Source organism: Lysinibacillus sp. FSL K6-0057 (assembly GCF_038630885.1).
Taxonomy (GTDB): Bacteria; Bacillota; Bacilli; order Bacillales_A; family Planococcaceae; genus Lysinibacillus; species Lysinibacillus fusiformis_F.
Genome location: NZ_CP152047.1, coordinates 404,081 through 426,896, shown reverse-complemented (window position 1 = coordinate 426,896; position 22,816 = coordinate 404,081). Strand labels below are relative to the sequence as shown.

At 36.7% G+C, this 22,816-nt stretch carries 20 protein-coding genes and 1 riboswitch; of the genes, 8 read left to right on the top strand and 12 right to left on the bottom strand.

What is annotated here, in order from left to right; translation table 11 throughout:
- Window positions 1-30: 30 nt before the first annotated feature.
- The 3 genes from MHB40_RS02050 to MHB40_RS02040 all read right to left on the bottom strand — a co-directional run bounded on the left by MHB40_RS02050 (window position 31) and on the right by MHB40_RS02040 (window position 3,526).
- On the bottom strand, window positions 31-1,212 hold the full coding sequence (locus MHB40_RS02050) for a globin-coupled sensor protein (RefSeq protein WP_342533795.1): 1,182 nt from the start codon (window positions 1,210-1,212) through the stop codon (window positions 31-33).
- A 293-nt stretch (window positions 1,213-1,505) separates the two neighbouring features.
- Window positions 1,506-2,339: an undecaprenyl-diphosphate phosphatase gene (locus MHB40_RS02045; RefSeq protein WP_279381330.1), complete on the bottom strand. Its 834-nt coding sequence runs from the start codon at window positions 2,337-2,339 to the stop codon at window positions 1,506-1,508.
- A 107-nt stretch (window positions 2,340-2,446) separates the two neighbouring features.
- On the bottom strand, window positions 2,447-3,526 hold the full coding sequence (locus tag MHB40_RS02040; protein ID WP_342533794.1) for a metallophosphoesterase: 1,080 nt from the start codon (window positions 3,524-3,526) through the stop codon (window positions 2,447-2,449).
- 308 nt (window positions 3,527-3,834) lie between these two features.
- Between MHB40_RS02040 and MHB40_RS02035 the strand changes: the two genes are divergently transcribed.
- On the top strand, window positions 3,835-4,983 hold the full coding sequence (locus MHB40_RS02035; protein WP_342533793.1) for an acyl-CoA dehydrogenase family protein: 1,149 nt from the start codon (window positions 3,835-3,837) through the stop codon (window positions 4,981-4,983).
- A 36-nt stretch (window positions 4,984-5,019) separates the two neighbouring features.
- Here MHB40_RS02035 and MHB40_RS02030 read toward each other — a convergent pair whose 3' ends face one another.
- From MHB40_RS02030 to MHB40_RS02015, 4 genes are all read right to left on the bottom strand, one after another.
- Entirely contained in the window at window positions 5,020-7,230 is a 2,211-nt protein-coding gene (locus MHB40_RS02030) for a histidine kinase dimerization/phospho-acceptor domain-containing protein (protein WP_342533792.1), read from the bottom strand.
- Between the two features lie 16 nt (window positions 7,231-7,246).
- Window positions 7,247-7,402, bottom strand: a complete 156-nt coding sequence (locus MHB40_RS02025) for a hypothetical protein (RefSeq protein ID WP_016994457.1) — start codon at window positions 7,400-7,402, stop codon at window positions 7,247-7,249.
- Window positions 7,380-8,072 carry a response regulator transcription factor gene (locus tag MHB40_RS02020; protein WP_342533791.1) on the bottom strand — a complete coding sequence of 231 codons (693 nt, stop codon included), beginning with the start codon at window positions 8,070-8,072 and terminating at the stop codon, window positions 7,380-7,382. Before MHB40_RS02020 ends, MHB40_RS02025 begins: the two co-directional genes overlap by 23 nt.
- 76 nt (window positions 8,073-8,148) lie before the next feature.
- Window positions 8,149-9,012: an EamA family transporter gene (locus tag MHB40_RS02015; RefSeq protein ID WP_342533790.1), complete on the bottom strand. Its 864-nt coding sequence runs from the start codon at window positions 9,010-9,012 to the stop codon at window positions 8,149-8,151.
- 155 nt (window positions 9,013-9,167) lie between these two features.
- On the opposite strand from MHB40_RS02015, the gene MHB40_RS02010 reads away from it, so the two are divergent.
- Window positions 9,168-9,398, top strand: a complete 231-nt coding sequence (locus MHB40_RS02010) for a DNA-binding protein (protein WP_205446650.1) — start codon at window positions 9,168-9,170, stop codon at window positions 9,396-9,398.
- A gap of 58 nt (window positions 9,399-9,456) precedes the next feature.
- On the opposite strand, the gene MHB40_RS02005 is transcribed toward MHB40_RS02010, so the two are convergent.
- From MHB40_RS02005 to MHB40_RS01995, 3 genes are all read right to left on the bottom strand, one after another.
- Window positions 9,457-10,443: a homoserine dehydrogenase gene (locus tag MHB40_RS02005; protein ID WP_205446649.1), complete on the bottom strand. Its 987-nt coding sequence runs from the start codon at window positions 10,441-10,443 to the stop codon at window positions 9,457-9,459.
- A 464-nt stretch (window positions 10,444-10,907) separates the two neighbouring features.
- Window positions 10,908-11,294: a hypothetical protein gene (locus tag MHB40_RS02000; protein ID WP_205446648.1), complete on the bottom strand. Its 387-nt coding sequence runs from the start codon at window positions 11,292-11,294 to the stop codon at window positions 10,908-10,910.
- A gap of 335 nt (window positions 11,295-11,629) precedes the next feature.
- Window positions 11,630-12,931: an O-acetylhomoserine aminocarboxypropyltransferase/cysteine synthase family protein gene (locus MHB40_RS01995; protein WP_205446647.1), complete on the bottom strand. Its 1,302-nt coding sequence runs from the start codon at window positions 12,929-12,931 to the stop codon at window positions 11,630-11,632.
- Window positions 12,932-13,048: 117 nt separating this feature from the next.
- Window positions 13,049-13,162, bottom strand: a riboswitch (SAM riboswitch).
- 155 nt (window positions 13,163-13,317) lie between these two features.
- On the opposite strand from MHB40_RS01995, the gene MHB40_RS01990 reads away from it, so the two are divergent.
- Window positions 13,318-13,950 (top strand): glycerol-3-phosphate acyltransferase, encoded by a 633-nt coding sequence (locus MHB40_RS01990; protein ID WP_342533789.1) that lies wholly within the window; start codon window positions 13,318-13,320, stop codon window positions 13,948-13,950.
- Between the two features lie 196 nt (window positions 13,951-14,146).
- On the top strand, window positions 14,147-15,628 hold the full coding sequence (locus MHB40_RS01985; protein ID WP_342442329.1) for a DASS family sodium-coupled anion symporter: 1,482 nt from the start codon (window positions 14,147-14,149) through the stop codon (window positions 15,626-15,628).
- 85 nt (window positions 15,629-15,713) lie between these two features.
- On the opposite strand, the gene MHB40_RS01980 is transcribed toward MHB40_RS01985, so the two are convergent.
- Window positions 15,714-17,237 carry a succinate CoA transferase gene (locus tag MHB40_RS01980; RefSeq protein ID WP_342442328.1) on the bottom strand — a complete coding sequence of 508 codons (1,524 nt, stop codon included), beginning with the start codon at window positions 17,235-17,237 and terminating at the stop codon, window positions 15,714-15,716.
- A 366-nt stretch (window positions 17,238-17,603) separates the two neighbouring features.
- Between MHB40_RS01980 and chrR the strand changes: the two genes are divergently transcribed.
- Together chrR and MHB40_RS01970 are read left to right on the top strand one after the other, a co-directional pair.
- Window positions 17,604-18,335: an oxygen-insensitive NADPH nitroreductase gene (gene chrR, locus MHB40_RS01975; RefSeq protein WP_205446643.1), complete on the top strand. Its 732-nt coding sequence runs from the start codon at window positions 17,604-17,606 to the stop codon at window positions 18,333-18,335.
- 204 nt (window positions 18,336-18,539) lie between these two features.
- Entirely contained in the window at window positions 18,540-18,965 is a 426-nt protein-coding gene (locus tag MHB40_RS01970) for a hypothetical protein (protein ID WP_342533788.1), read from the top strand.
- 41 nt (window positions 18,966-19,006) lie between these two features.
- Here MHB40_RS01970 and MHB40_RS01965 read toward each other — a convergent pair whose 3' ends face one another.
- Window positions 19,007-20,686 carry a hypothetical protein gene (locus tag MHB40_RS01965; protein WP_205446641.1) on the bottom strand — a complete coding sequence of 560 codons (1,680 nt, stop codon included), beginning with the start codon at window positions 20,684-20,686 and terminating at the stop codon, window positions 19,007-19,009.
- 132 nt (window positions 20,687-20,818) lie between these two features.
- On the opposite strand from MHB40_RS01965, the gene MHB40_RS01960 reads away from it, so the two are divergent.
- Window positions 20,819-21,469: a lysoplasmalogenase gene (locus tag MHB40_RS01960; protein WP_342533787.1), complete on the top strand. Its 651-nt coding sequence runs from the start codon at window positions 20,819-20,821 to the stop codon at window positions 21,467-21,469.
- A gap of 90 nt (window positions 21,470-21,559) precedes the next feature.
- The gene (gene pepT / locus MHB40_RS01955; protein WP_342533786.1) at window positions 21,560-22,789 is read left to right on the top strand and encodes a peptidase T; all 1,230 of its coding nucleotides are present in this window, start codon (window positions 21,560-21,562) and stop codon (window positions 22,787-22,789) included.
- The last annotated feature ends 27 nt before the right edge of the window (window positions 22,790-22,816 follow it).

Below are 22,816 nucleotides of genomic sequence, written 5' to 3'. Positions count from 1 at the left end.
AGTCGCTAATTCAGATACTTGATTGCCGACTTATTGAAAATTCGAGATTGAATCCTCTACAGATCCAGAAATCGCATCAAATGCCTTTAAAGATTCTGCATTCCGTTCAATACTACTATTCACAAGCTCCTGTATGTCCTGAATGGCTTGTACTACTTGTGTTGTGATACCATTCGACATCATGATCAACTCAGCAATTTGTTCAACAGAGCTTTTCGTTTGATCCGCAAGCTTGCGTACTTCATTTGCAACAACTGCAAAGCCTTTACCATGTTCACCAGCACGTGCGGCCTCAATTGCAGAGTTCAACGCAAGTAAATTTGTTTGCCCTGAAATACTTTTGACAATTTCTACAACGGCATTAATCTTCGAAGAAGACGCATCTAATTGCTCCACCATATTTGCCATTTCAACGGTTTTATGATGAATCTTCCCTGTTTGTTCATTAATAGATATTATTTTAGTATAACCTTCACTAGACACTTTTTGCATAGATTCAGCCTCATGCATACTATCCTTCAAAGAAGTGTTGACACGCTGTGCGCTATATACAAGTTCTGCTACTGTTTCAGTCGTAGTTTGTGATTGAACCTCTAATTGTGTAGAAATTCCACCTATGACTTCCTTTACATGGTCCCTAACATTATTACGTTGTTCCTCAATTAATATACTTGCATAGCTATCGTATTCTTCTAAAACAATTTGTTGTTCAAAATTACATATTTTACTGATAGCATCACAAAACTTCTCTTCCTCACCTTTAGGTAATCGAAGCTCATAAATTATTTTCCGGAGTGATTTCTCTAGAATTTGAAAAGCTGCTAGATACCACTTCGGATATAAATTAATCTTCACATGCATTTTTGCCACACGTCTTCGCTTTTCTAAAAAGGCTTCATCTATTCGCCCTTCAAACATTTCAATAATATGGTGACGCAATGTTTGACGTAAACGCTCGCTGGAACTATGTGATTGAATAACCTCCTGTAAAGAAGGAACACTTTCTATTGCATGATAAAATGCCCCTACCACTTCTACTACATTTCTTTCTACATATGGTTTTAAACTATTAATCAGTTGAAGATCATGCACACTTAACCCTACAAGATTTAATTGTAGTAGACGGTCTGAATCTTCAATAAAAATACCGATAGTTGTTTCATTGCTTATTTCAATTGTATTTTTCTTGGATCTATTGATAAGTTGAAACATTTTCTCCACCTCATATTTTAATCATATACTTTAATAAGTCTATACTCCTATAATCCATAAAAAAACAACAAATAATTAGATACTTTATGTATCAATTATAATCTCAAATCAACCAAATGAACAATATATAGGTAAATGATGTCTAATATTATTATAATTTGCTATTACTCTATGTTTAAATATGATTCTTTATACTCACTTTCCTTCACTTTAATGAAAAAATGGATGAATGATTCAATAATTTTAACGCAAAAAAAGCCACTGCTTCTTCGAGAAGAAGCGTGACTTATTGTTTACATAAAAATGATAACGCAAAGAACTGCGGCTAAAACTAAACGATAAATGGCAAAAGGCATTAATTTTACCTTTGAAATAAGTGCTAAGAAAAACTTAATGGACAGTAATGCAAAGATGAATGAACTAATAAATCCGACAGCGTAGAATCCAAAATAGTCCATTGATAAAGTATCCCAGTTTTTCAAAACGGATACGAGGCTAGCTCCTGCCATAATCGGAACAGCCATAATGAATGTAAAATCAGCTGCAACACGGTGACTCATACCAAAGAGTACCCCACCAGAAATAGTTGCACCTGAACGAGAAAATCCTGGCCATAGAGATAGACATTGTACTAGCCCTACCTTAAATGCTAAACCATAGGAAATCTTATCTAAAGAATCTACCTTTGGTTTTCTCGGTGCCAATTTATCTGCCGCAATCATTAGAATTGCTCCTGCCACTAGCGCATAAATAACATGTTCTACTTTAAAAAGATGGTCATCAATAAAATCCTTGAATGCAAAACCTAAGACAACTGCCGGTAGCATCCCAACAATAACATGCAATAAGTTAAAGCGACCATTTATGGACTTAGCTTGACCTTCAATATTATATAAACCAACTAAGCTTAGCATGCGTTTCCACATAACTACGATAACCGCTAATATGGATCCAAGTTGTACAACAATTTTAAATGTGTTGGCAGGATATTTTCCCAAAAACTCCTCTGTCTTTAACCACATATCATCCACGATAATCATATGACCCGTAGAAGATACTGGTGCAAATTCTGTCATACCTTCAACAAAGCCTAATATCAATGCTTTTAATAACTCTATAATTTCCACCATGTCACCTTACCTTTTTTAATCAAATACCCACTTATTATAAAATACTCTGTTTTCATATACTACTGCCATTTCACCTAAGAAGCCTATTTCCAGATTATCACATACTACTGAAATTTTATATCTACTACCCAAAGCTCTGACCTACTGCCAATTCGCATCGGCGGGCCCCAGAAGCCATAGCCTGATGAAACAAGTGTATGCATCTGTTCCTTCAACTTATAACCATAATCCAGTTCAAATACACGAGCTGTTATATATTGATTTGGCCACAGTTGTCCCTTGTGTGTATGACCAGACATATGTAAATCAACACCCATTTTCGAAGGTGTGATCAAGTCGTCAGGTGTATGGTTCATCACAAGCCATGGTAAGTTAGCAGAAGGCTTTAATACTTCAAGTGGTTTTCTTTCTTTATTCGTCCTGTCTTCTTGCCCTGTTAATATAAACGCATCTTCTATAAGAATTGTTTCATCTAGTAGCATTTTTACATTGGCGTTTTCCATTTCCTTGATAAATTCAGTAATTTTTTTGCCATAATATTCATGGTTACCTAATATACCATATGTTCCATATGTAGATGTTAATTGTTTCATGACGTCTGCCATGCCCTCTTGAACAAACCATTTCGGGTCATCATCCACGATATCCCCAGCTAACAACACAATATCTGGTTGTGCTTCATTAGCTAAACTTATAAAACGTTGTAAATGTCTTTTATGTGATAAAACACCTAAGTGAAAATCAGACGCCACAACAGCTCTTAGTGTGTTTAACTCACTGTCTTTTTTATCAACTGTTATTTCTAAATGACGAACAACTGGAGAATAGGCTAAATAAGAGCCAATGATACTTAGCAAAAATAAGACTGCAACTGCTACACTACCAATTATTTGTACATTTTTAAAAGGTGTTAACCAAATAATGAACTGTGCAGCTAAACATAGCAATAAGCCATATTCAAAGATAAACATCCAGTAATTACTGATTACAGAAAACACTCGTAAAGACTCGTGTAATCTTCCGATTATAATACTAAAAGCAACAATATACAGCACCAACCAAAATAGGACTGGAAAACGAAACCATCCCATTGCCACAAGCCACTGCTTTACTCCCCACCCTAAATAGAAAGTCAACGCACTATAAATACTAATTAAAAGAACACCGCCGATTACTTTTGGCATAACCAAGTCCTCTACTTTCTTTCTATAATTTAATTGATTATATCATTATACTTAACAATCATATTGCTTGAAGCACTTGAATAATCTTCTAGAGAAAATAGGAACTTGTCACTTTATTCAATGACAAATATAAGTTTACCTTTTCATTTCATTAGTTACTCTCGTTTTACATGACATTTCATTGTATATAGATGACATTTTTGTCATTCTACCTGAAAAGTTACTTTGATTTTCACAAATCTTCCAGTAACATAGTAGATGAACGAGCAAATTTACGCATTTACGAGGAAAAAGGGGTGCTATTTCAAATGACACGTTATAAATTTGAAACAACAGAGCATGAGTTATTTCGTAAAACCTTTCGTAAGTTTTTAGCTGAAGAAGCTGAACCGCATTATGCACAATGGGAAAAGAATCATCTTATTCCGCCTTCTTTTTGGCGTAAGCTTGGTGATATGGGCTATCTTTGTCCACAAGTAGAAGAACAATATGGTGGGCTGGGCCTGGATTTCAGCTTTGGTGTCATTATTCAAGAAGAACTTGAACGTATAGGCTCCAGCCTTATTGGGGTCGGCTTGCATAATGATATTGTCGTACCTTATATTGAGGCATATGGTACACACGAACAAAAATCACGCTGGCTACCTAAGTGTGTTACAGGCGACTATATAACCGCTATTGCAATGACCGAGCCTGGTACAGGTTCAGATTTGGCGAATATCCAAACATCGGCTATTCGCGATGGTGACCATTATATTGTAAATGGTCAAAAAACCTTTATCACAAATGGTATCCACACAAACTTAGCGGTTGTCGCAGTGAAAACAAATCCACAGGCTGAAAAAAAGCATCGTGGCATCAGCCTACTTGTTATTGAAGAAGGTACACCTGGCTTTACAAAAGGAAGGCAGCTCGAAAAAGTGGGTATGCATGCTCAAGATACTGCTGAACTCTATTTTGAAGATTGTCGAGTGCCTGTGCAAAACCTACTTGGAGAAGAGGGCAAGGGCTTTCATTATATGATGGAAAAACTACAACAAGAGCGATTAGCCGTAGCGATTGCCGCACAAACAGCCGCTGAGGATATGCTTGCATTAACGCTAGACTATGTGAAATCACGCCAAGCTTTTGGTAAAACAATTGGTGACTTCCAAAATACACAATTTAAATTAGCTGAAATGGCTACTAAAATTGAGCTTGGTAAATCATTTTTAGAATCCTTGATTGAAGAGCATATCGCAGGGAGTGATGTTGTGACTAAAGTATCTATGGCAAAATACTGGATTACTGAAAATGCACGTGACCTTGCTACGCAATGCATGCAATTGCATGGTGGCTATGGCTATATGGAGGAATATAAGATTGCTAGAAGGTATAGAGATATACCTGTTATGTCCATCTATGCAGGAACCAATGAAGTCATGAAGGTTATTATCGCCAAAAATTTAGGTCTATAATAAAAAAGGCGGCAGAAGTTTGCCGCCTTTTTACCATTAAACTGCTGGAATTCGAACAATTACTTTAAATAAATCTCCATCTACATCAATGGTCATCCTTGCTCCATGTAAATCGACAATGGATTGTGCAATGGCTAATCCAAGCCCCGAGCCCTCTGTATGACGAGAAGCATCTGCACGTTTAAAGCGTTCAAATAATTCCTCAGCATCCTCACTAATTTCATACTTCGCTACATTTTTCACTGTAAATTCAGCATCGCCATCAGCCGTACGCTTTAATGTCACATAGACACGAGTTCCCTCAAGCGCATATTTCAAGACATTGACAATTAAATTATCAATGAGTCTCCACCACTTTTGACCATCCACATATGCATAAATTAGATCATTTGGCATCGTCATTCGTAAATCTAAATTAGATTGTGCTAGATCCTCCTTATGCTCTCCTACTGCTTGCTGGATAAGCTGTGTCAAATCAACTCGACTGCGATGAAGTTCAATATTACCGCTTGCCATTTTCGATACTTCAAATAGATCTTCAATTAGCACCTTTAAACGTTCAGATTTTTTATCGAGAATATGAATGTATTGTTGACGTTCTTCTTCTGTAATATTTGGTTTCTTCAGTAAATCGGTATACGTTATTATAGAGGTTAAAGGAGTCCGTAAATCATGACTCACATTTGTAATTAGCTCTGTTTTTAAACGCTCACTTTTCGCCTGTTCATGCATAGACGTACGCACGCCTTCTCGTAAATGATTGAGGTTTTCTGCATGACCTGCAAGCGGTGATTTCCCTTTTATCTTTACATCGCGGTTTAAACGACCTTCAGCCATATCCTTCGTATCTTTCATAATTCGATTTAAATAACCCATTCTTGATAGGAAAACAATCATAGCAGGGAATCCTATAAGCATACAAATACCAAGCACAAGGATTGCGAAGCCTCCTACTCCAGCCATGAAAGCGACAAGGCTACCTCCTCCAAAGAATGCTGCAGCTAGCATCACAATGGAATGCAATGCAATCGAACGATTAATAAATAAATCAGTAAGGGAATCCCCAAGTGACCATAAATAGCTCGATTTCACATTTTCCTCTAGCTTTTTCAAAGTATCTACTCTTGTATACAACCATATTAATTGCACAAAGAAGGCACTGCTAATTACCATTAAAACAGCTATTTTAAAGGCAATATCAAGTATAAAACGCACATAATTATAATTATATATTGAATTATATTCAATCGATTCAAAAACAACTTGTGCTGAAATGAAATAGATAAGGCCCGTTATTAACAAAAGAATAATTTGCACATCTATTTTATACTTTGATAAAAGATCTTTTTCCTTCATGCTCCTAACAATCTGTAATACGTCCTTACGCCCCCTCCAAACAAAGACGGCCATTATAATACTTGTAATCCAAATAAAGTAATGGGTATATTGATTGCGTTGAAACTGTTGAAATTGTTGGTATCCTCCTTGTATCACATCTTCTGACATTACTGCTTTTTTAGAGATAGCTACTACACCTGTATATTCTGTCGTTTCGTAAAGGTCATCTACATTCACATACGTTTCTGTACGGTAAAAAATATCTCTTAAATTATCACTAATATTCCATGCATATAGCGGTTTTCGATCAGTATACTTTATTTTATAGGCACTACTTTCAGAAACATCACCAGAACGGTAAATTTTACCTGTTTCTGTATTTGTCAACTCATAAGACCAATAGTCGTAGGTCTTACTAAAGCTTTTGGATTCACTTTGTGCAGCTTTGATATATTTATCAATAAGCGCTTCTTTTTCTGCAAGAATCTTCTTTCGTACATGTTCATCATTTTCAAAATTTGCTGTAATATCTTTAATTTTAGTATCGCGTTCAGTCTCTAGCTTTGTCTTTAATTCTGTTGCATTGGCATCTACAGCTTCCTGAATGCGCTGTTCGTATTGTGCTTTAATATTATCGATCTGCTGTCCTAATGTACCGTAGTAATTACGATGATCCTCTATTTCAGTTTGGGTAATCTCTATTTTATTTTTTAATTCCTGTGCATTCGGAACGTTGATTACTAACGGTCCTAGTTCTGCAGTGAAATTATCGATTTCATGCTGGAAATTTTCCGATTCGAAATATGATTTTCCAATATACTGATAACCCACATGATAAAAAGTAAGTACACCGAAAACCGTCCAGATTAAACACATTAATACGAGAAGGGATTTCCATTTTTTCACCATAAGTCTTTACACTCCTCTAAAAAATTCTTTCTAGTAACTGTAAAACTTCTGAGGAGCGAGAATTGACAATTTGATAGGCATAAACACCAAAATAAATGAGTCCAACAACGCCTGCTACAAATCCTGCAATTGTCATATACTTCTCTAGTTTATTTTTCCATTTTATAGCCAACGCCCCATACCACCTTTAGATAGCGTGGATTTTTCGGATCAGCTTCAATTTTCTCACGTATTTTCCGAATGTGAACAGCTACAATATTTTCAGCATTATAAGCTTCCTCATTCCAAACACGTTCATAAATTTCACGAATCGAAAACACACGCCCTGCATTTTTCATTAATAATTCCGTAATTTTATATTCTATCGGGGTTAGTCGAACAGCCTCTCCTTCTAATACAACCTCTTTTGCCTCTTCATCAAGAACAAGTCCGTCGATTTCCACCTTTGCAGCACCCTCATTATACGTCCCTAGCTGAACATAGCGTCGTAGCTGAGATTTTACACGTGCCAATAGCTCTAATGGATGGAATGGCTTTGTCACATAATCATCTGCTCCAACCGATAATCCATGAATCTTATCGCCATCCTCCGCCTTTGCACTCAGCATGATAATTGGAATATTGCGCTCTTCCCTAATTTTAAAGGTTGCTGTAATTCCATCCATGTTTGGCATCATGATATCTAAAATAATTAAATGTACTTCATTGTTCTCTAGCTTTTTTAATGCATCTAAGCCATCTGCTGCTTTAATGACATGATAGCCTTCATTTTTTAAATAGATTTCAATACCATCACGAATATCTTGATCGTCATCTGTAACAAGAACTGTTAATTTCGTCATGATATACACCTCGCTCTCAAATATAAGTGTATCGCTCAAATCTTAAAAACCAGCTATTATAAAAATGAAGAATTTCTTAAGGTTTTAGCTTTTTTCTTCCACCTAGTGTTAAAACAACAATGCCTCCTAATAACATTGCTACCCCAAGCCAAGATACTATACTTAAATGTTCTCCAATTAAAAACACACCAAGAATTGCTGCAGTCAATGGCTCTGCTAATGAAAGTGTTACAGCTGTGGATGAACTAATTTTTTGTAGTCCATTTAAAAACAATAAATACGCTACGCTTGTACACATAATCCCCATATACAGCATTGTCCATAAGTTGTGCACATTTCCTAACCAAGAAAATCCATTTTCTAAGGAAAACGGCAGTAAAAACAACGTGCAAATGGAAAACGTCATAGCAACTGCTGGTAATGCATCTTCCTGTGCCATTAATTTTTTACTTATGTTTGTATAAAATGCGAAGGCTAGACCTGCACAAAGTGCTAGTGTGAATCCGCCAATGTGAACAGACTCTTCTCCATTATTTATAAATAATAAAAGACATCCGATAATGGCCATAAATGTAGCAAGTCCCCATACCGCTGTGGGGCGTGTTTTCCATAATAGCCACTCTAAAACACCAGAAAACACCGGTGCACTGCCAATAGTAGCAACAGTTCCAATGGCTATACCTGTTAGACGAATGGATGAGAAGAAAAGACCTTGGAAAAGGGCTATACTAGCCGCAGCTAAAATCGTCCATTTCCACGACCACCTTAGAAAGTTAATTTTCCGCAATAAAATCGTAATGGCTAATAATAAACCACCACCAATTGCAGAACGAATTGTGGCCACTGCTATTGGAGATACTCCTTGGTCCAAATAGGTTTGGGCAGTTCCAGTCATCCCCCATAGAATAGCTGCTAGTAATACAAACAATGGATTTAACATTTATCAACTCATCCCCGCTTCACTACGTTCTCAATACTAATCATACATATTTATCCAAAATCAAACAATTATCATTTTTACTTTTCTTTTCATTACCACAGTATGCTTTCTCAATAATGGACGTTATAATAAAAACAGTAAAAGGAGCGAATCGTATGTATAAAACAATTGAAGAGACAGCTTTTGATCTCGGTATGCCTGAGGATCAAGTAATGCGTCTAGTTTACGAAGGACGCATCCGTTCTGTTTACGATGGACAACAAATTCTAATCAATAGTGGCCAATTCAGCACTTATTTTAAACAATTGGAACGTATTAAAGAGGAAATTGAAATTTGGCGTTCTACTCCTATTCCAGAGGATATTGACGTCAAAGATGAAGACTAAAAACCCACCATTCATACAATTGAACATTGTTGAATGGTGGGCTTTTTTAAAGCTTTTATTAGATTGTGACAACAAATCCTGCTCTTTTCCCAATGATTTCAGCATAATCCTCTACCATGACACTCGCAGTTGGATACATTCCTGCTCCAGGACCAACTAATGTTAATGTACCAATATAGTTAGTCTCTAATGCCACCGCATTAAACACATCATCGACTGGATAAAGTGGATGCTCTTTATCAACTAGTTGTGGACCGACTTTAGCAATAATTTTACCGTCAGCCCGTTTCTCCACTTCAGCTACATGGCGGTAACGCAGACCATTTTCACACGCTTCACGAACTTGTTCAGCAGAGATACTATCGATCCCAATCACTTCTACATCTGACCAATCTGGTTGCTCTCCAAAAGCTAAGGCACTTAAAATCATTAATTTTTTAAATGCATCCTGCCCAGATATATCATTATATGGATCTGCTTCAGCATAACCTAAGCCTTGTGCCTCTTTTAAAGCTGTTTCGAAAGACCAGCCCTGTGCACGCATTTTTGTTAAAATATAGTTACATGTGCCATTTAAGACGCCTTGTATACGACTTACATCATTTACAAGTAAAATATTTTTCATTGTTTTAATAACAGGTACACCACCAGCAGTAGTAGCCTCATAGCCTACAAAAACGCCATTAGCTTTTGCAAGATCCTGCAACTCTAAACCTCGTTTGGCAAACATCACTTTATTGGCTGTAATAACATGACATTTATGTTCAACTGCTCGCTTTAAATAACTGTATGCAGGCTCTTCGTTAACAATTGCTTCAAACACAACCTGCATACCTGGTTCTGCTAAGACTTCATCCATGCTTGTTGTCATTAAATGTGCTGTTCCTGGCACACGTTCGCGACTAGCATCTGTCACTAAAATCTTCGCTACCTCTAATTCAATACCTAATTTATTTTTTAGCTCTTCTCGTTTTTCATTTAAAATATGGTAGATCCCCTGACCTACCGTTCCAAATCCTAAAATCGCTGCCTTTATAGTTGCCATTCTTGTTATTCCCTCCAACTTACATTCCGCAGTTTCATTAAAGCTAATTCTCCATGGGGTTGTGTCATGACTATTTGACACCCACCGCAGTCTTTAGCCAACAACTCTTCTTTGTATGAGTTTCGCTATTTCTATATGTGTTGGAACACATACAAATTCAAATAATTCAAAATTTAACTTAAAGAAAATTGTAACGCAAATACATACATTGCACAAGAAAAATCTTTCTAGGAAGGACATTTGTTTTCTCTAGATGTGCAAAAGAAATCGGTTTCATTCCCTTTATTATACGTTTTATTAATCATTCTATAAGATTTGAACAAATATTGACTATTTACATTTCAATATACGAATGTCTTTCTTCTATTATATATATGTATGCTCGGACATTCATAACAATCCCTTTAAAGAAAAAACTCATTCCCTGTAGCAGCAGAGAATGAGCTTAAATATATGAGGGGGTTTTAACTTGCTTTTGAAAGCAATTGATAACGATATTGTGCTAAAGCTTGTTGAACAAGACTAATTTCTTCTTCTGTAAAATTTGGTATTGCATACGTACGTTCCACTAATTGAAATGTACCATACTTTAAGTAAATCTCTGTCGCAGGAAGTGAGATATGGCTCACACCGTACTGTTCATATGCCTCAAATACTTCCTTAACAGTATAGTCTTCCTCTTCAGCAAAAACATGTTCTTGAAATGCTGTATGACCAAAAACTTGCTGCCATTTTCTTTCGACTGATGTAAGAAGGTGTTGAATGGACTTATTGTTGACAAAGACATGCCCTTCATTTAGCTCATATATTAGATAGGATACAATGTTTTGTGCACTATAGATATTACCCATTTTAAACACTCCTTTATCATCAGTTTTTTTGGGAAGAGCAGTTACTGGCTAGGCAACTGCTCTTCTATATATTCAAAAGTGGGGGAGCACTTATGAAAACATTTACCTTTTTTAACAAGAATTTTCGTACCCTTAACTTATTTCCTAGTATATAACAAGGATTTAATTAAGTCAATAATACATATAAAATTACTTGGTATTATTTTTTATAAGGTTCTGATAATTAACGGATGTAGCAATTGGTTGATGTAGCAACGTTTAACGCATTACCAAATGAGGCCAATCGAATGAGAAAATACGTAAACGCTACAACATTCTTCCCTATGTTCTAAAGCTTAAGCTTCTACTGTTTGTTCAGTAGTTGTTGCCTGTGTAATGGCTTGATCTAAATCAGCAATAATATCCTCTATTGCCTCTAAACCGATGGATAAGCGAATGAGCGACTCGGTTACACCAGCTTGAACTAATTCGTCTGCTGATAGTTGCTGATGTGTAGTGGAAGCAGGATGAATAATTAATGACTTAGCATCACCTACATTTGCTACATGTGAAAATAGCTTTACGCTATCAATAAGCTTTCGCCCAGCTTCACGTCCACCTTTAATGCCAAATGTAAGCACTGAACCGAAGCCATTTCTTAAATATTTCTTTGCCAATTCATGTGTTGGAAAATCTTCCAGGCCATTATAATTTACATACTCCACAGATGGGTGGTTTCGTAAATATTCAGCCACTGCCAATGCATTTTCATTGTGTTTAGGGATACGCAAATGAAGCGTTTCTAAACCTTGTAATAAATTAAAGGCAGCATCTGCACTTAATGTTGGACCAAAATCACGTAATAATTGTACGCGTAGCTTCGTAGCAAAGGCCGCAGAAGCTGTATCAATTCCATAACGTAAACCATGGTAAGAAGCATCTGGTTCAGTAAAACCTGGGAATCGACCACTAGTCCAATCAAACTTACCAGCGTCTACAACAACGCCCCCTAAAGTTGTACCATGACCACCTATCCATTTAGTTGCTGAATGTACTACAACATCTGCACCGTATTCAATAGGTGTAGAACCGTAAGGAGAAGCAAACGTACTGTCAATAATTAATGGTAGACCATTATCATGTGCAATTTTAGCTACTGCTTCAATATCTAAAACCTTTAAGCTTGGATTACCATACACTTCAGCAAAGACTGCTTTTGTTTTATCAGTAATCGCCGCCTTGAAATTCTCTGGGTTTGTTTCATCTACAAAAATTGTTTTAATACCATAGTTTGGTAATGTGTTAGCAAATAAATTATAAGTACCACCATATAAAGAACTAGCTGCTACTATCTCATCACCAGCTCCAGCTAGATTTAAAATGGAAAATGCGATAGCTGCTGCACCAGATGAAAGTGCTACTGCTGCTGTTCCACCTTCCAATAAAGCCACACGTTTTTCAAACACATCAACAGTTGGATTGGTAATCCTTGTGTAAATGTTCCCTGCTTCCTCTAAGGCAAAAAGACGTTGCGCATGAGCAGTGTCTTTAAATACGAAAGCAGTTGAGCGATAGACAGGAACTGTTCGAGAACCCGTCACTGGGTCTGGCTCTTGACCGCCATGTAACAGCAATGTTTCTGGTTTAAAATTTGTCATTGTGTACCTCCAAATGGTTATTTTTTTTACGATGGTACCGGAGATGAGGAGGATTTTTCTGTAGAAAACAAAAACCCTCTTCAGCTAAGAAGAGGGTTGCGGTTGCAAGTTTTCCTCCCCTTATCTGCCAGATCCAAGTAAGAATCTGTAGGAATTAGCACCTTAGTAAGCTCGTTACTTACTGGTTGCCGGGCATCATAGGGCCTATCCCTCCGCCGCTCTTGATAAGAGTATGTGATTCAATTTCCATCGTTGTTACACAGTATAAACATAGAGTTTTTTTCTGTCAACATGTAAATTTTATTTTTTCCGAAACTTCTGTCTGCTCTTATACGTAATATGAACGCATACACTATTTTAGAAAAAAATTTGAGAGGAGGATTTTTATGGTAAAAGCCGTGATCACTTTTCTTATTATTGGCTATTTAATTGGCTGTATTCACGGCTCTAAAGTGGCACAATTTTTATCGGGGGTTGATTTAAAAAAAGCTGGCCACGGCAATGCTGGTGCCTCTAATGCTACGCTTTCCCTCGGCTGGAAATATGGCGTTTTAGTAGCCCTCATCGATATTGGCAAAGGCGTTGTAGCTATTATCGGTGCACATTTTTATCTAGGGGACGTCACTCATTTAACAGAAGAACAAATATGGCTGCTTACCTACATTATGGCTGCTGGGGTCATTTTAGGTCATAATTTCCCTTTCTATATGGGCTTCAATGGCGGAAAAGGAACTGCCTCCATTATCGGAATTTTACTTGCTGTCGATTGGAAGATTGGTTTATTTGCACTTATTTTATTTGTTATTTTATCCTTTGCAACAAATTATTTAATTGTTGGTGTTCTAGAGTTTTATCTCGTTTTTTGTACAGCCACTTATTTATGGATTCCTGGCATTGGCCCAACCATTATAGCTGTTCTTCTTTTTGGCATAGCCATCATCCTGCACATAGAAAATATTAAACGTTTAGTCAATGGTACAGAGCCTAAAGTAACTTCTGCCTTTAAGAAAAAGAAATAATATTTTTATGGATATTTTTGTATTTTTTGTGACCATGTATTTTCTCTTTATCTACCCATATTGCTGTAAAAAACACCTATTCTGCGTAGTTTTTTTTCTACAATAAAATAGACATATTCTTATCTTAATAAAACATTATCTAGGCCGATGTTATGGTTAATAATCGTCATTTTTATCGTAGAAAGGATGAGAAAATATGTCTTCACCAAATCAAGAAGCTTCAAAACGTAATTTAAAGCCACTATGGATTGGCTTGGCCTTCGCTTTACTAATTATTATTACTTTTTTACCTAATAACGGTGATTTACCTATAGCTGGACAACGAGCTTTAGCCATCTTAGCTTTTGCAGTCATCCTTTGGGTAACAGAGGCCGTTTCATATCCTGTTAGCTCGGCCATGATTATTGCACTTGTAACTGTTTTACTAGGACTCGCTCCATCAATGGATGATCCTACCACAGAGCTAGGTACAGCAGGCGCATTAAAATTATCCTTAAGTGGATTTAGTAATTCTGCTGTTGCTTTAGTAGCAGCCGCTCTTTTTCTAGCGGCTGCAATGCAAATTACCAATCTACATAAACGACTTGCTCTTTGGATTCTTTCACTGGTAGGAACCAAAACAAAAGCTATCGTATTTGGCGCCATTTTAGTTTCTATCGTCCTCGCATTTTTTGTTCCTTCTGCTACAGCACGAGCTGGCGCAGTAGTGCCAATATTGCTTGGAATGGTTGCCGCATTTGGTTTACCACGTGATAGTCGGCTCGCTGCCTTACTAGTTATTACTTCCGTACAAGCCGTTTCCATTTGGAATATCGGCATTAAAACGGCAGCCGCTCAAAATATGGTTGCCTTAAATTTTATTCAAGAGCAATTTAATGTAGATATTTCTTGGGGTGCTTGGTTACTCTACGCTGCCCCCTTCTCGATTATTATGTCTGTTGTCTTATTTTTCATTATGATCGCTTTAATTAAACCTGAGACTAGCAATATCGAAGGTGGTAAAGAGGTCATCAAAAAACAGCTTGCAGCGCTTGGCCCATTAAAAGCTCCTGAAATTCGCTTAATCATTACATCCTTAGTTTTACTATTTTTCTGGGCAACTGAAGGGAAGCTGCATCCATTTGACACGACCACAGTCACAATTATTGCCATCGCTATTCTATTAATGCCTAAAATCGGTGTGTATTCATGGAAGGAAGTTGAGCCTCATATTCCATGGGGAACAATTATCGTCTTTGCAGTAGGCATTATGTTAGGAACCATTTTACTGAATACAAAAGGTGCTGCATGGTTATCAGATAAAGTTTTTGGTTCACTTGGACTAGATACAATGCCTTTACTAGCAACCATCGCACTCGTAACTTTATTTAACATTTTGATTCATTTAGGCTTTGCAAGTGCAACTAGCTTAGCATCAGCACTTATACCTGTGTTTATCGTGTTAGCCTCCACATTAACAGCTAATGTGGATCAGGTTGGTTTTGTTATTGTGCAACAATTCGTCATAAGCTTTGGCTTCCTATTACCAATTAGTGCACCACAAAATATGCTTGCCTATGGTACAGGTGCCTTTACAACAAAGGATTTCTTGAAATCTGGGATTCCATTAACCATTATCGGTTTCCTTCTCGTTCTTTTGTTCTCTGCAACTTATTGGAAATGGATTGGATTACTATAAGTCGCTGATAATCTCAGATAAATTAACATGTAAAAAGCCTTGAAGGCACAGATTAACTGTCCTTCAAGGCTTTTAAGATGAAATTTTATTGTTTCGTGAAAGCAGGGTCCTTCATCGTACCGTTTTTCGCATAATTAACATGCCATGAAAGTGCTTTTTCTAGGTTATGTGGTGTATGATGTCCACCCGTTGCCTCATTGGCATCATTAAAGTACTGCCACAGCTGCTCCCGATAATCAGGGTGTGCACAGTTATCAATGATAAGTCCCACTCGTTCTTTTGGAGCAAGTCCTCGTAAATCGGCTACGCCCTGTTCAGTTACAATGACATCAACATCATGCTCTGTATGATCAACATGCGAGACCATTGGGACAATACTCGAAATATCTCCACCCTTAGCGTAAGACTTTGTCACAAATATCCCTAAACGTGCATTACGTGCAAAGTCACCAGACCCTCCGATACCATTCATCATCTTTGTACCAGAAACATGTGTTGAATTAACATTGCCGTAAATATCTAATTCCAAGGCTGTATTCACTGAAATTAATCCGAGTCGACGGATAATTTCAGGCTGATTTGAAATTTCTTGAGGACGCAATACTAATTTATCAGCATATTTTTCAAAATTCCCATAAACACGGTTTCCTACTTGCTCAGAAAGGGTAATAGAAGTAGCAGAAGCGAAATTTACTTTTCCTGCATCAATCAATTCAAATACTGCATCCTGGAGAACTTCTGAATAAACTTCTAAGTTCTCAAACTCAGAATCTTTAAAACCTAGCAATACAGCATTTGCTACTGAGCCTACCCCAGATTGAATTGGTCGCAAACTTGTTGTTAAGCGACCTACTTTAATCTCTTCACGCAGGAAATTTAATAAATGATTAGCCATAACATCCGTCTCTTCATCAGCAGGGACAATAGTTGATGGTGCATCTAATATATCCGAAATAACGATGCCTTTTACTTTATCTAAATCTAGTGGAATTCCAACTATACCAAGACGATCAGAAACATTCTGTAAAGGAATTGGATCACGTTTTCCTTGTGGTGCAGGTACGTAAATATCATGTATACCCTCTAATGCATCAAGCTGTGCTACGTTTAATTCAATGATGACTTGGTCTGCTTCTTGCACAAAAATCGGAGAATTACCAACTGAAGTTGTAGGAATTAATAAGCCTTCTTCTGTAATTGCAGCCGCTTCAATAATCGCAAAATCAATTGGTCCTATAATACCTTGGCGGACAAGCTCAGCATTATGAGAAAGATGGGCATCCACAAATGTGATGTCACCACTATTGATTTTATTACGAATGCCAGCATCTGCTTGGAAAGGACCGCGTTTACGAATGACCCCTGCTTCTGCTAAGTATTGGTCTACCTCAGGGCCAAGTGATGCACCTGTAAAGACATCTACTTGGAAATTCTCTTTTTTCGCTTTCTCTACAAGTGCAAGAGGTACAACCTTTACATCGCCAGCACGTGTGAATCCGCTCATCCCTAATACCATGCCATCCTTAATCCAAGATGCTGCTTCTTCTGCTGTTACAACCTTGCTTCGCAATTGTTCATGGCGAAGCTTTTTCGCTAATTTTTCTTCCATTCCCTATTCCTCCATTCCACTTTATTTTTATTCAACTCGCATATTTGGTTCCAGTAAATCTGTGACGTCCATCAGAGGCTATATCTTTATTCTAGGAGGATTTCATCACCTAATAGCTAATGTTGTATAAACATTTGCGAATAAAGATAATGTAATTTTTGGTAGTACAACCAAATAAACAGTCGCTTCTATAATTTTATACTATTTAGAATATTTAATCTATATTAAATGAAATATTTTACTTTGCGAGATAATTTCTACATTTTTAAATTATGTATATATAACTTTTTATACCTCACTATTCGATTTTGACGGAAAAGCGTGCTATGCTCATGGTATAGAACAGACACAAAGGAGAGAGTTTTAATGGTTAAAGAATTATTACGCAACCATTCCTCGGTACGCATCTATGATGGAGAACCGATTTCAAAAGAAATCATCGAAGATTTAATTGGAACAGCACAAATGGCTGCAACATCACATTTTGTGCAAGCCTATAGTGTGATCTGGGTAACAGATGCAGATAAAAAAGAAAAATTAGGCTTACTCTCTGGTAATCCACGCCAATATGAAACTTCAGGCGGAGCATTTGTTTTTTGCGTAGATTTCAAGCGACTTCAAATGGCTGGGAAGCTAGAAGGAGTAGATATTGTGGCTGATTCAGCTGAAAATGTCCTTGTCGGCGTAGCTGATGTATCATTGTTTGCACAGAATTTTGTTATTGCAGCAGAATCAATGGGTTATGGCATTTGCTATATTGGAGGAGTCCGCAATAAAACTTCTGAAATCAGTGAATTATTCAATCTACCCGATTACGTTTTCCCATTATTCGGGCTAACAATCGGCGTTCCTGCACGTCGCAATGATGTAAAACCACGTTTACCTGTGTCTGCTGTATTACATGAAAATGAATACAATGTTGAAAAATATGAAGAGCTTTTACCGGCTTATAATGAGACAATGGAAATATATTATAATAGTCGTTCATCAAACAGAAAAATTGATAACTGGACAAAACAGATGGCTGATTTTTTAATCGAACAACGCCGCCCTCATATTAAAGAGTTTTTAGCAACCAAAGGATTTAATTGGCAATAACTTAATGAAAATGGGGTTACTATCGTATGATACTAATCCCATTTTTTACATAAAAATATTACCTATTTATATTCATTCTAGGTATATCGCCATATTACCTAGTTTAACTATAACCCTAAATTAAACGAAAAGACTCTTCCCTTTTCCAGCTATTCCATTCATATTAATAAATGATACCTAACAAAGAAAGGAGTCATACAGACAATGTCCAATATCAATAAACATCTTGCTCGTACCTTAGAACAACAGCATAAGAGAAGTGTAAGAGGTTTATTTTTAAAAATAGAAGACTTAAATAATGAATGCACCCAATTAAGAAAACGACTAGAACCACATATTGATATGAATGTATATAAAAAATCCATTGATTATGTCAATCAGTTCGTCTCCCATACTACTATTCTCAATTTAAAATTCGTTACGAATACGCAAAATTTAGAAGTAGTTGTCTTGCATGCTCTTTTATTATCCTATATTTTAGAAACCAATCCTGGCCATACTTTTGAATACGAAGATAGATTGCTAAAAGGATATTTACAGGAAATTTTCACACTAAATGATCATGCAAAAAAACTATTTATGAACCATAAAGAAAAAATGCTTACCTATGTCCAAGGACAATCTACATAAAAAAGACGATCTTAATTATTTCAAGATCGTCTTTTGTTCTGTTATTGTAGTCCTTTAATAATGAGAGAGCGAACTGGTAGGAACTGCTCTCCTGTATCTCCATAAGTGAGAATTACCTCATCACCCTCTTGTAAATAAATTACCAAAGGTTCTGTTTCAGCACTCACTAAATAATTTTCGCCATTGTTTAATAAGAAAGATACAGTTGTAAAATCGCCTAGACGTTCTTTATATACGCGCAATACCTTACCACTTACTTGTTTCTCTTCCGCGTTTGAGCTACCATCTACTGTGTTTCCTCCTCGACTTAAGGCAGTTTTATATAATTTCAATGCCTCCTTAGGAGTAGTAGCGTAAACGGAAATTTCAGGATTGGCTGCAGACACGATAAAATAGTTTTGTAAGAAACCATTGGAATCTAGCACTGCTGTCAGCCAGCTCGCCTCTCCATAAAAGTTATACAACACCGGCATTTCACCATTCCACTTTTTCTCAATAAATTTCTTCTCGATTATTTGTAAATTACCTTGGGAATCCATATAGCTTGAATCTTGATTCCCTGTATAGTATGTTGCATTCCCTGTTCGTGCGTTAGTTAGAGAATAGCCTAACATTGAATCGACACCTTCTTTAGGACTTGTAAAATCCGTAAAGTAATACATGTCACCCTTCTCATCGAAAATTGGGCTAACATTCGATTCTGTTCCTTCATCAGAAGGAATCTTTACATCCTTTTTACCAAACATACTATTCCAAAAACCATGTACATAATTACCGAAATAACTGTTTTGTAAACTTACTGTCTCTGGTGATACAGCACCATCAATAAATTCAGGTATTTGATCCAGTTTAATTACCTCTGATTTCCCCGTCAGCGCATCAACCAAGACAATTCCTTTCACATCAAAGCCATTTCGTGCAGAAATAAATTCCCCATATGAGCGAATGTAATATGGCTTTCCTTCATCATCTACCTCAAGCTGTACGTCACCATAAAAAATAAGGAATGGATTTTGTAAACGCATATGACGTTCTAAATTAGCATTTAAATATGCCGAAGGAACATACTTCATTTCCTCTTTGATAAATTTAGGATTATCTGCTGAATCGGTAGCACTCATTATGAAGTAACCAGGTGTTGTACCACCATTCATCCATTTAAAGAATCCTGAAAATTCAACTGGTGCGATATAAACATATTCGCCTTTCACTTTTTGGATTTGTAAGCGCCCTAATTCATAGTAGCTCGTGTTTGGCACTTGTCCGAAAGCCTTTTTCATTTTATTGCGAGCAAATTTCGGTGGAACACTTGCAGGTGTTTGTGTCTCATCGAATGGTTTTATCTCAACTTCTTCCTTCATTTCCGATGACTTAAATTTTTCATTAGCATTCCATAAAGGTGCTGATAATACATACACAGCTACACCTAAACTAGCTAAAAATAAAACACCTTTTATTTTCCGTTCGATACCACTTGCAAGCAGGGCACCAGCTAACGTTAATAAAATAATAGCAGGCCAAAAAACAAGCCAGTTTACATCAATTTTTGTTACATATAACGTGATTCCTGTGGCTAGAAATCCTAATACAAAGACACCAATAAAAAAGTATCCAATTACCTTTTTCGATTGTCCATCTTCTCGCTTCTTCGTAATAAGCGGCGTCACTAACACACTCGCGATCAATGCAATGACTGCAGAAGCTATCAGTAGCTTAGTCATTTGGTTCATCCTCTCTTCATCTTTCTCTCTACTTACTTTACGGTTACATACTAAAAAAGTTTCATACATACGTTGTACAGAAAGGAATTCTACCATAAATATTGAATTTCAAAAGGAAAGGAGCTGAAAATTTTGTTAAAAAAATTATTAATAGGTGTCATTATTTTATTTGGTCTTTATTATATTTTTTTCTTTTCCCATATTGCGGAAAGTTTAAAACTCATTTTTAAAGTGATTCCCATGTTGCTCATCATTATTCTAGCTGCGATTCAGAAGCCATTACATATTAAAAAATACCAACTTTTGATTATTGCTGGGCTTCTATTTTGCATGATTGGAGACTATACATTGCAGTGGTTTTTAATTGGTCTAACTAGCTTTCTTATCGGGCATATCTTTTATATTTTTGCTTTCTCTACCGCAAACGAGCGGCAAATACCCACGTGGGCAAAAATACTCTTACTGCTTTACGGAGCAGGCATGACCATCTGGATTGCAGGGTCCGTCTTTAAAACAGGTGAAATGATACTCGGTATTGCAGTGATCGCCTATATCTCGGTGATTCTCACGATGGGATGGACGGCTATTAAAACCGGTTCTACTTTGGCAACAAGTGGCGCACTATTATTTATTGCATCTGACTCCTATTTAGCTATTAATAAATTTGTCATGCCACTAGCATTGTCACATGAAGTTATCATGCTAACTTATTATAGTGCCCAATTACTTATTGCTTTAAGTATCCTTCAATATTCCGAAATCCGAAGTAAAGTGTTACAATAATATCAATTATGCCAAGGCATAATTGCGTCTGGAATCGGCTTTGTGAATGCACAAAGAATTTTAACATATACACATTAGGAGGCCATACTTATGAAAGAACAAGTAATTGAGCGATTAATACGCTATGCAAAAATTGATACACAATCAGACTTCACAAGCGAAACAACTCCTTCTACACAAAAACAATTTGACCTATTGCATGTTTTAAAAGACGAACTTGTCGAAATTGGTTTAACAGACATTACATTAGATGAAAATGGCTATTTATTTGCTTCATTAGAAGCTAATACAGATAAAGAAGTACCAACTATCGGCTTTTTAGCCCACGTTGATACAGCCACTGACTACACGGGCACAAATGTAAAGCCACAGCGCGTAGATAATTATGATGGCGGAGATATTCAGTTAAATGAAAACTTAGTTATGTCTCCAACTGACTTCCCTGAGCTTAAAAATTATGTGGGCCAAACACTTATCACAACAGATGGCACTACATTATTAGGGGCTGATGATAAGGCTGGAATTGCTGAAATTATGACGGCAATGGAATACCTCATTAAAAACCCTACTATTAAGCATGGTAAAATTCGTGTAGCTTTCACACCAGATGAAGAAATTGGTCGTGGGCCACATAAATTTGATGTTGCTGCTTTTGGAGCAGAATATGCCTATACAATGGATGGTGGACCACTCGGTGAGCTGCAATACGAGAGCTTCAATGCTGCTGGCGTAAAAGTAGTTACAAAAGGAACGAGCGTCCATCCTGGTTCTGCGAAAAATAAAATGGTGAATGCTATTACAATGGCTATCGCCTTCCAGAATGAAATGCCTGCTGACGCAGTTCCTGAAAAGACTGAAGGTTATGAAGGTTTCATTCATTTAATGGGCTTCAAAGGGGCTCTTGAGCATACTGAGCTATCTTATATCGTGCGTGACCATGATCGCCAAAAATTTGAAGAGAAAAAACAATTAATGCGTGATGCTGCAGCTAAAATTCAAGCACAATTTGGCGAGCATGCACTGAGTATTACCATTGAAGATCAATACTACAATATGGGTGAAAAAATTGAGCCTGTAAAAGAAATTGTTGACATTGCACGTACTGCAATGGAAAAATTAGATATTACGCCGAATACCCTGCCAATTCGTGGTGGTACAGATGGCTCACAATTGTCATATATGGGCTTACCAACACCAAATATTTTCGCTGGTGGCGAAAACATGCATGGTAAATTTGAATATGTATCTGCTGAAACAATGGAAAAGGCAACTCAGGTAATTATTGAAATCGTTCAGCTTTTTGAACAGCAAGCAAAATAGTTTTTTGGAGTGAACTCGTTTATTTCG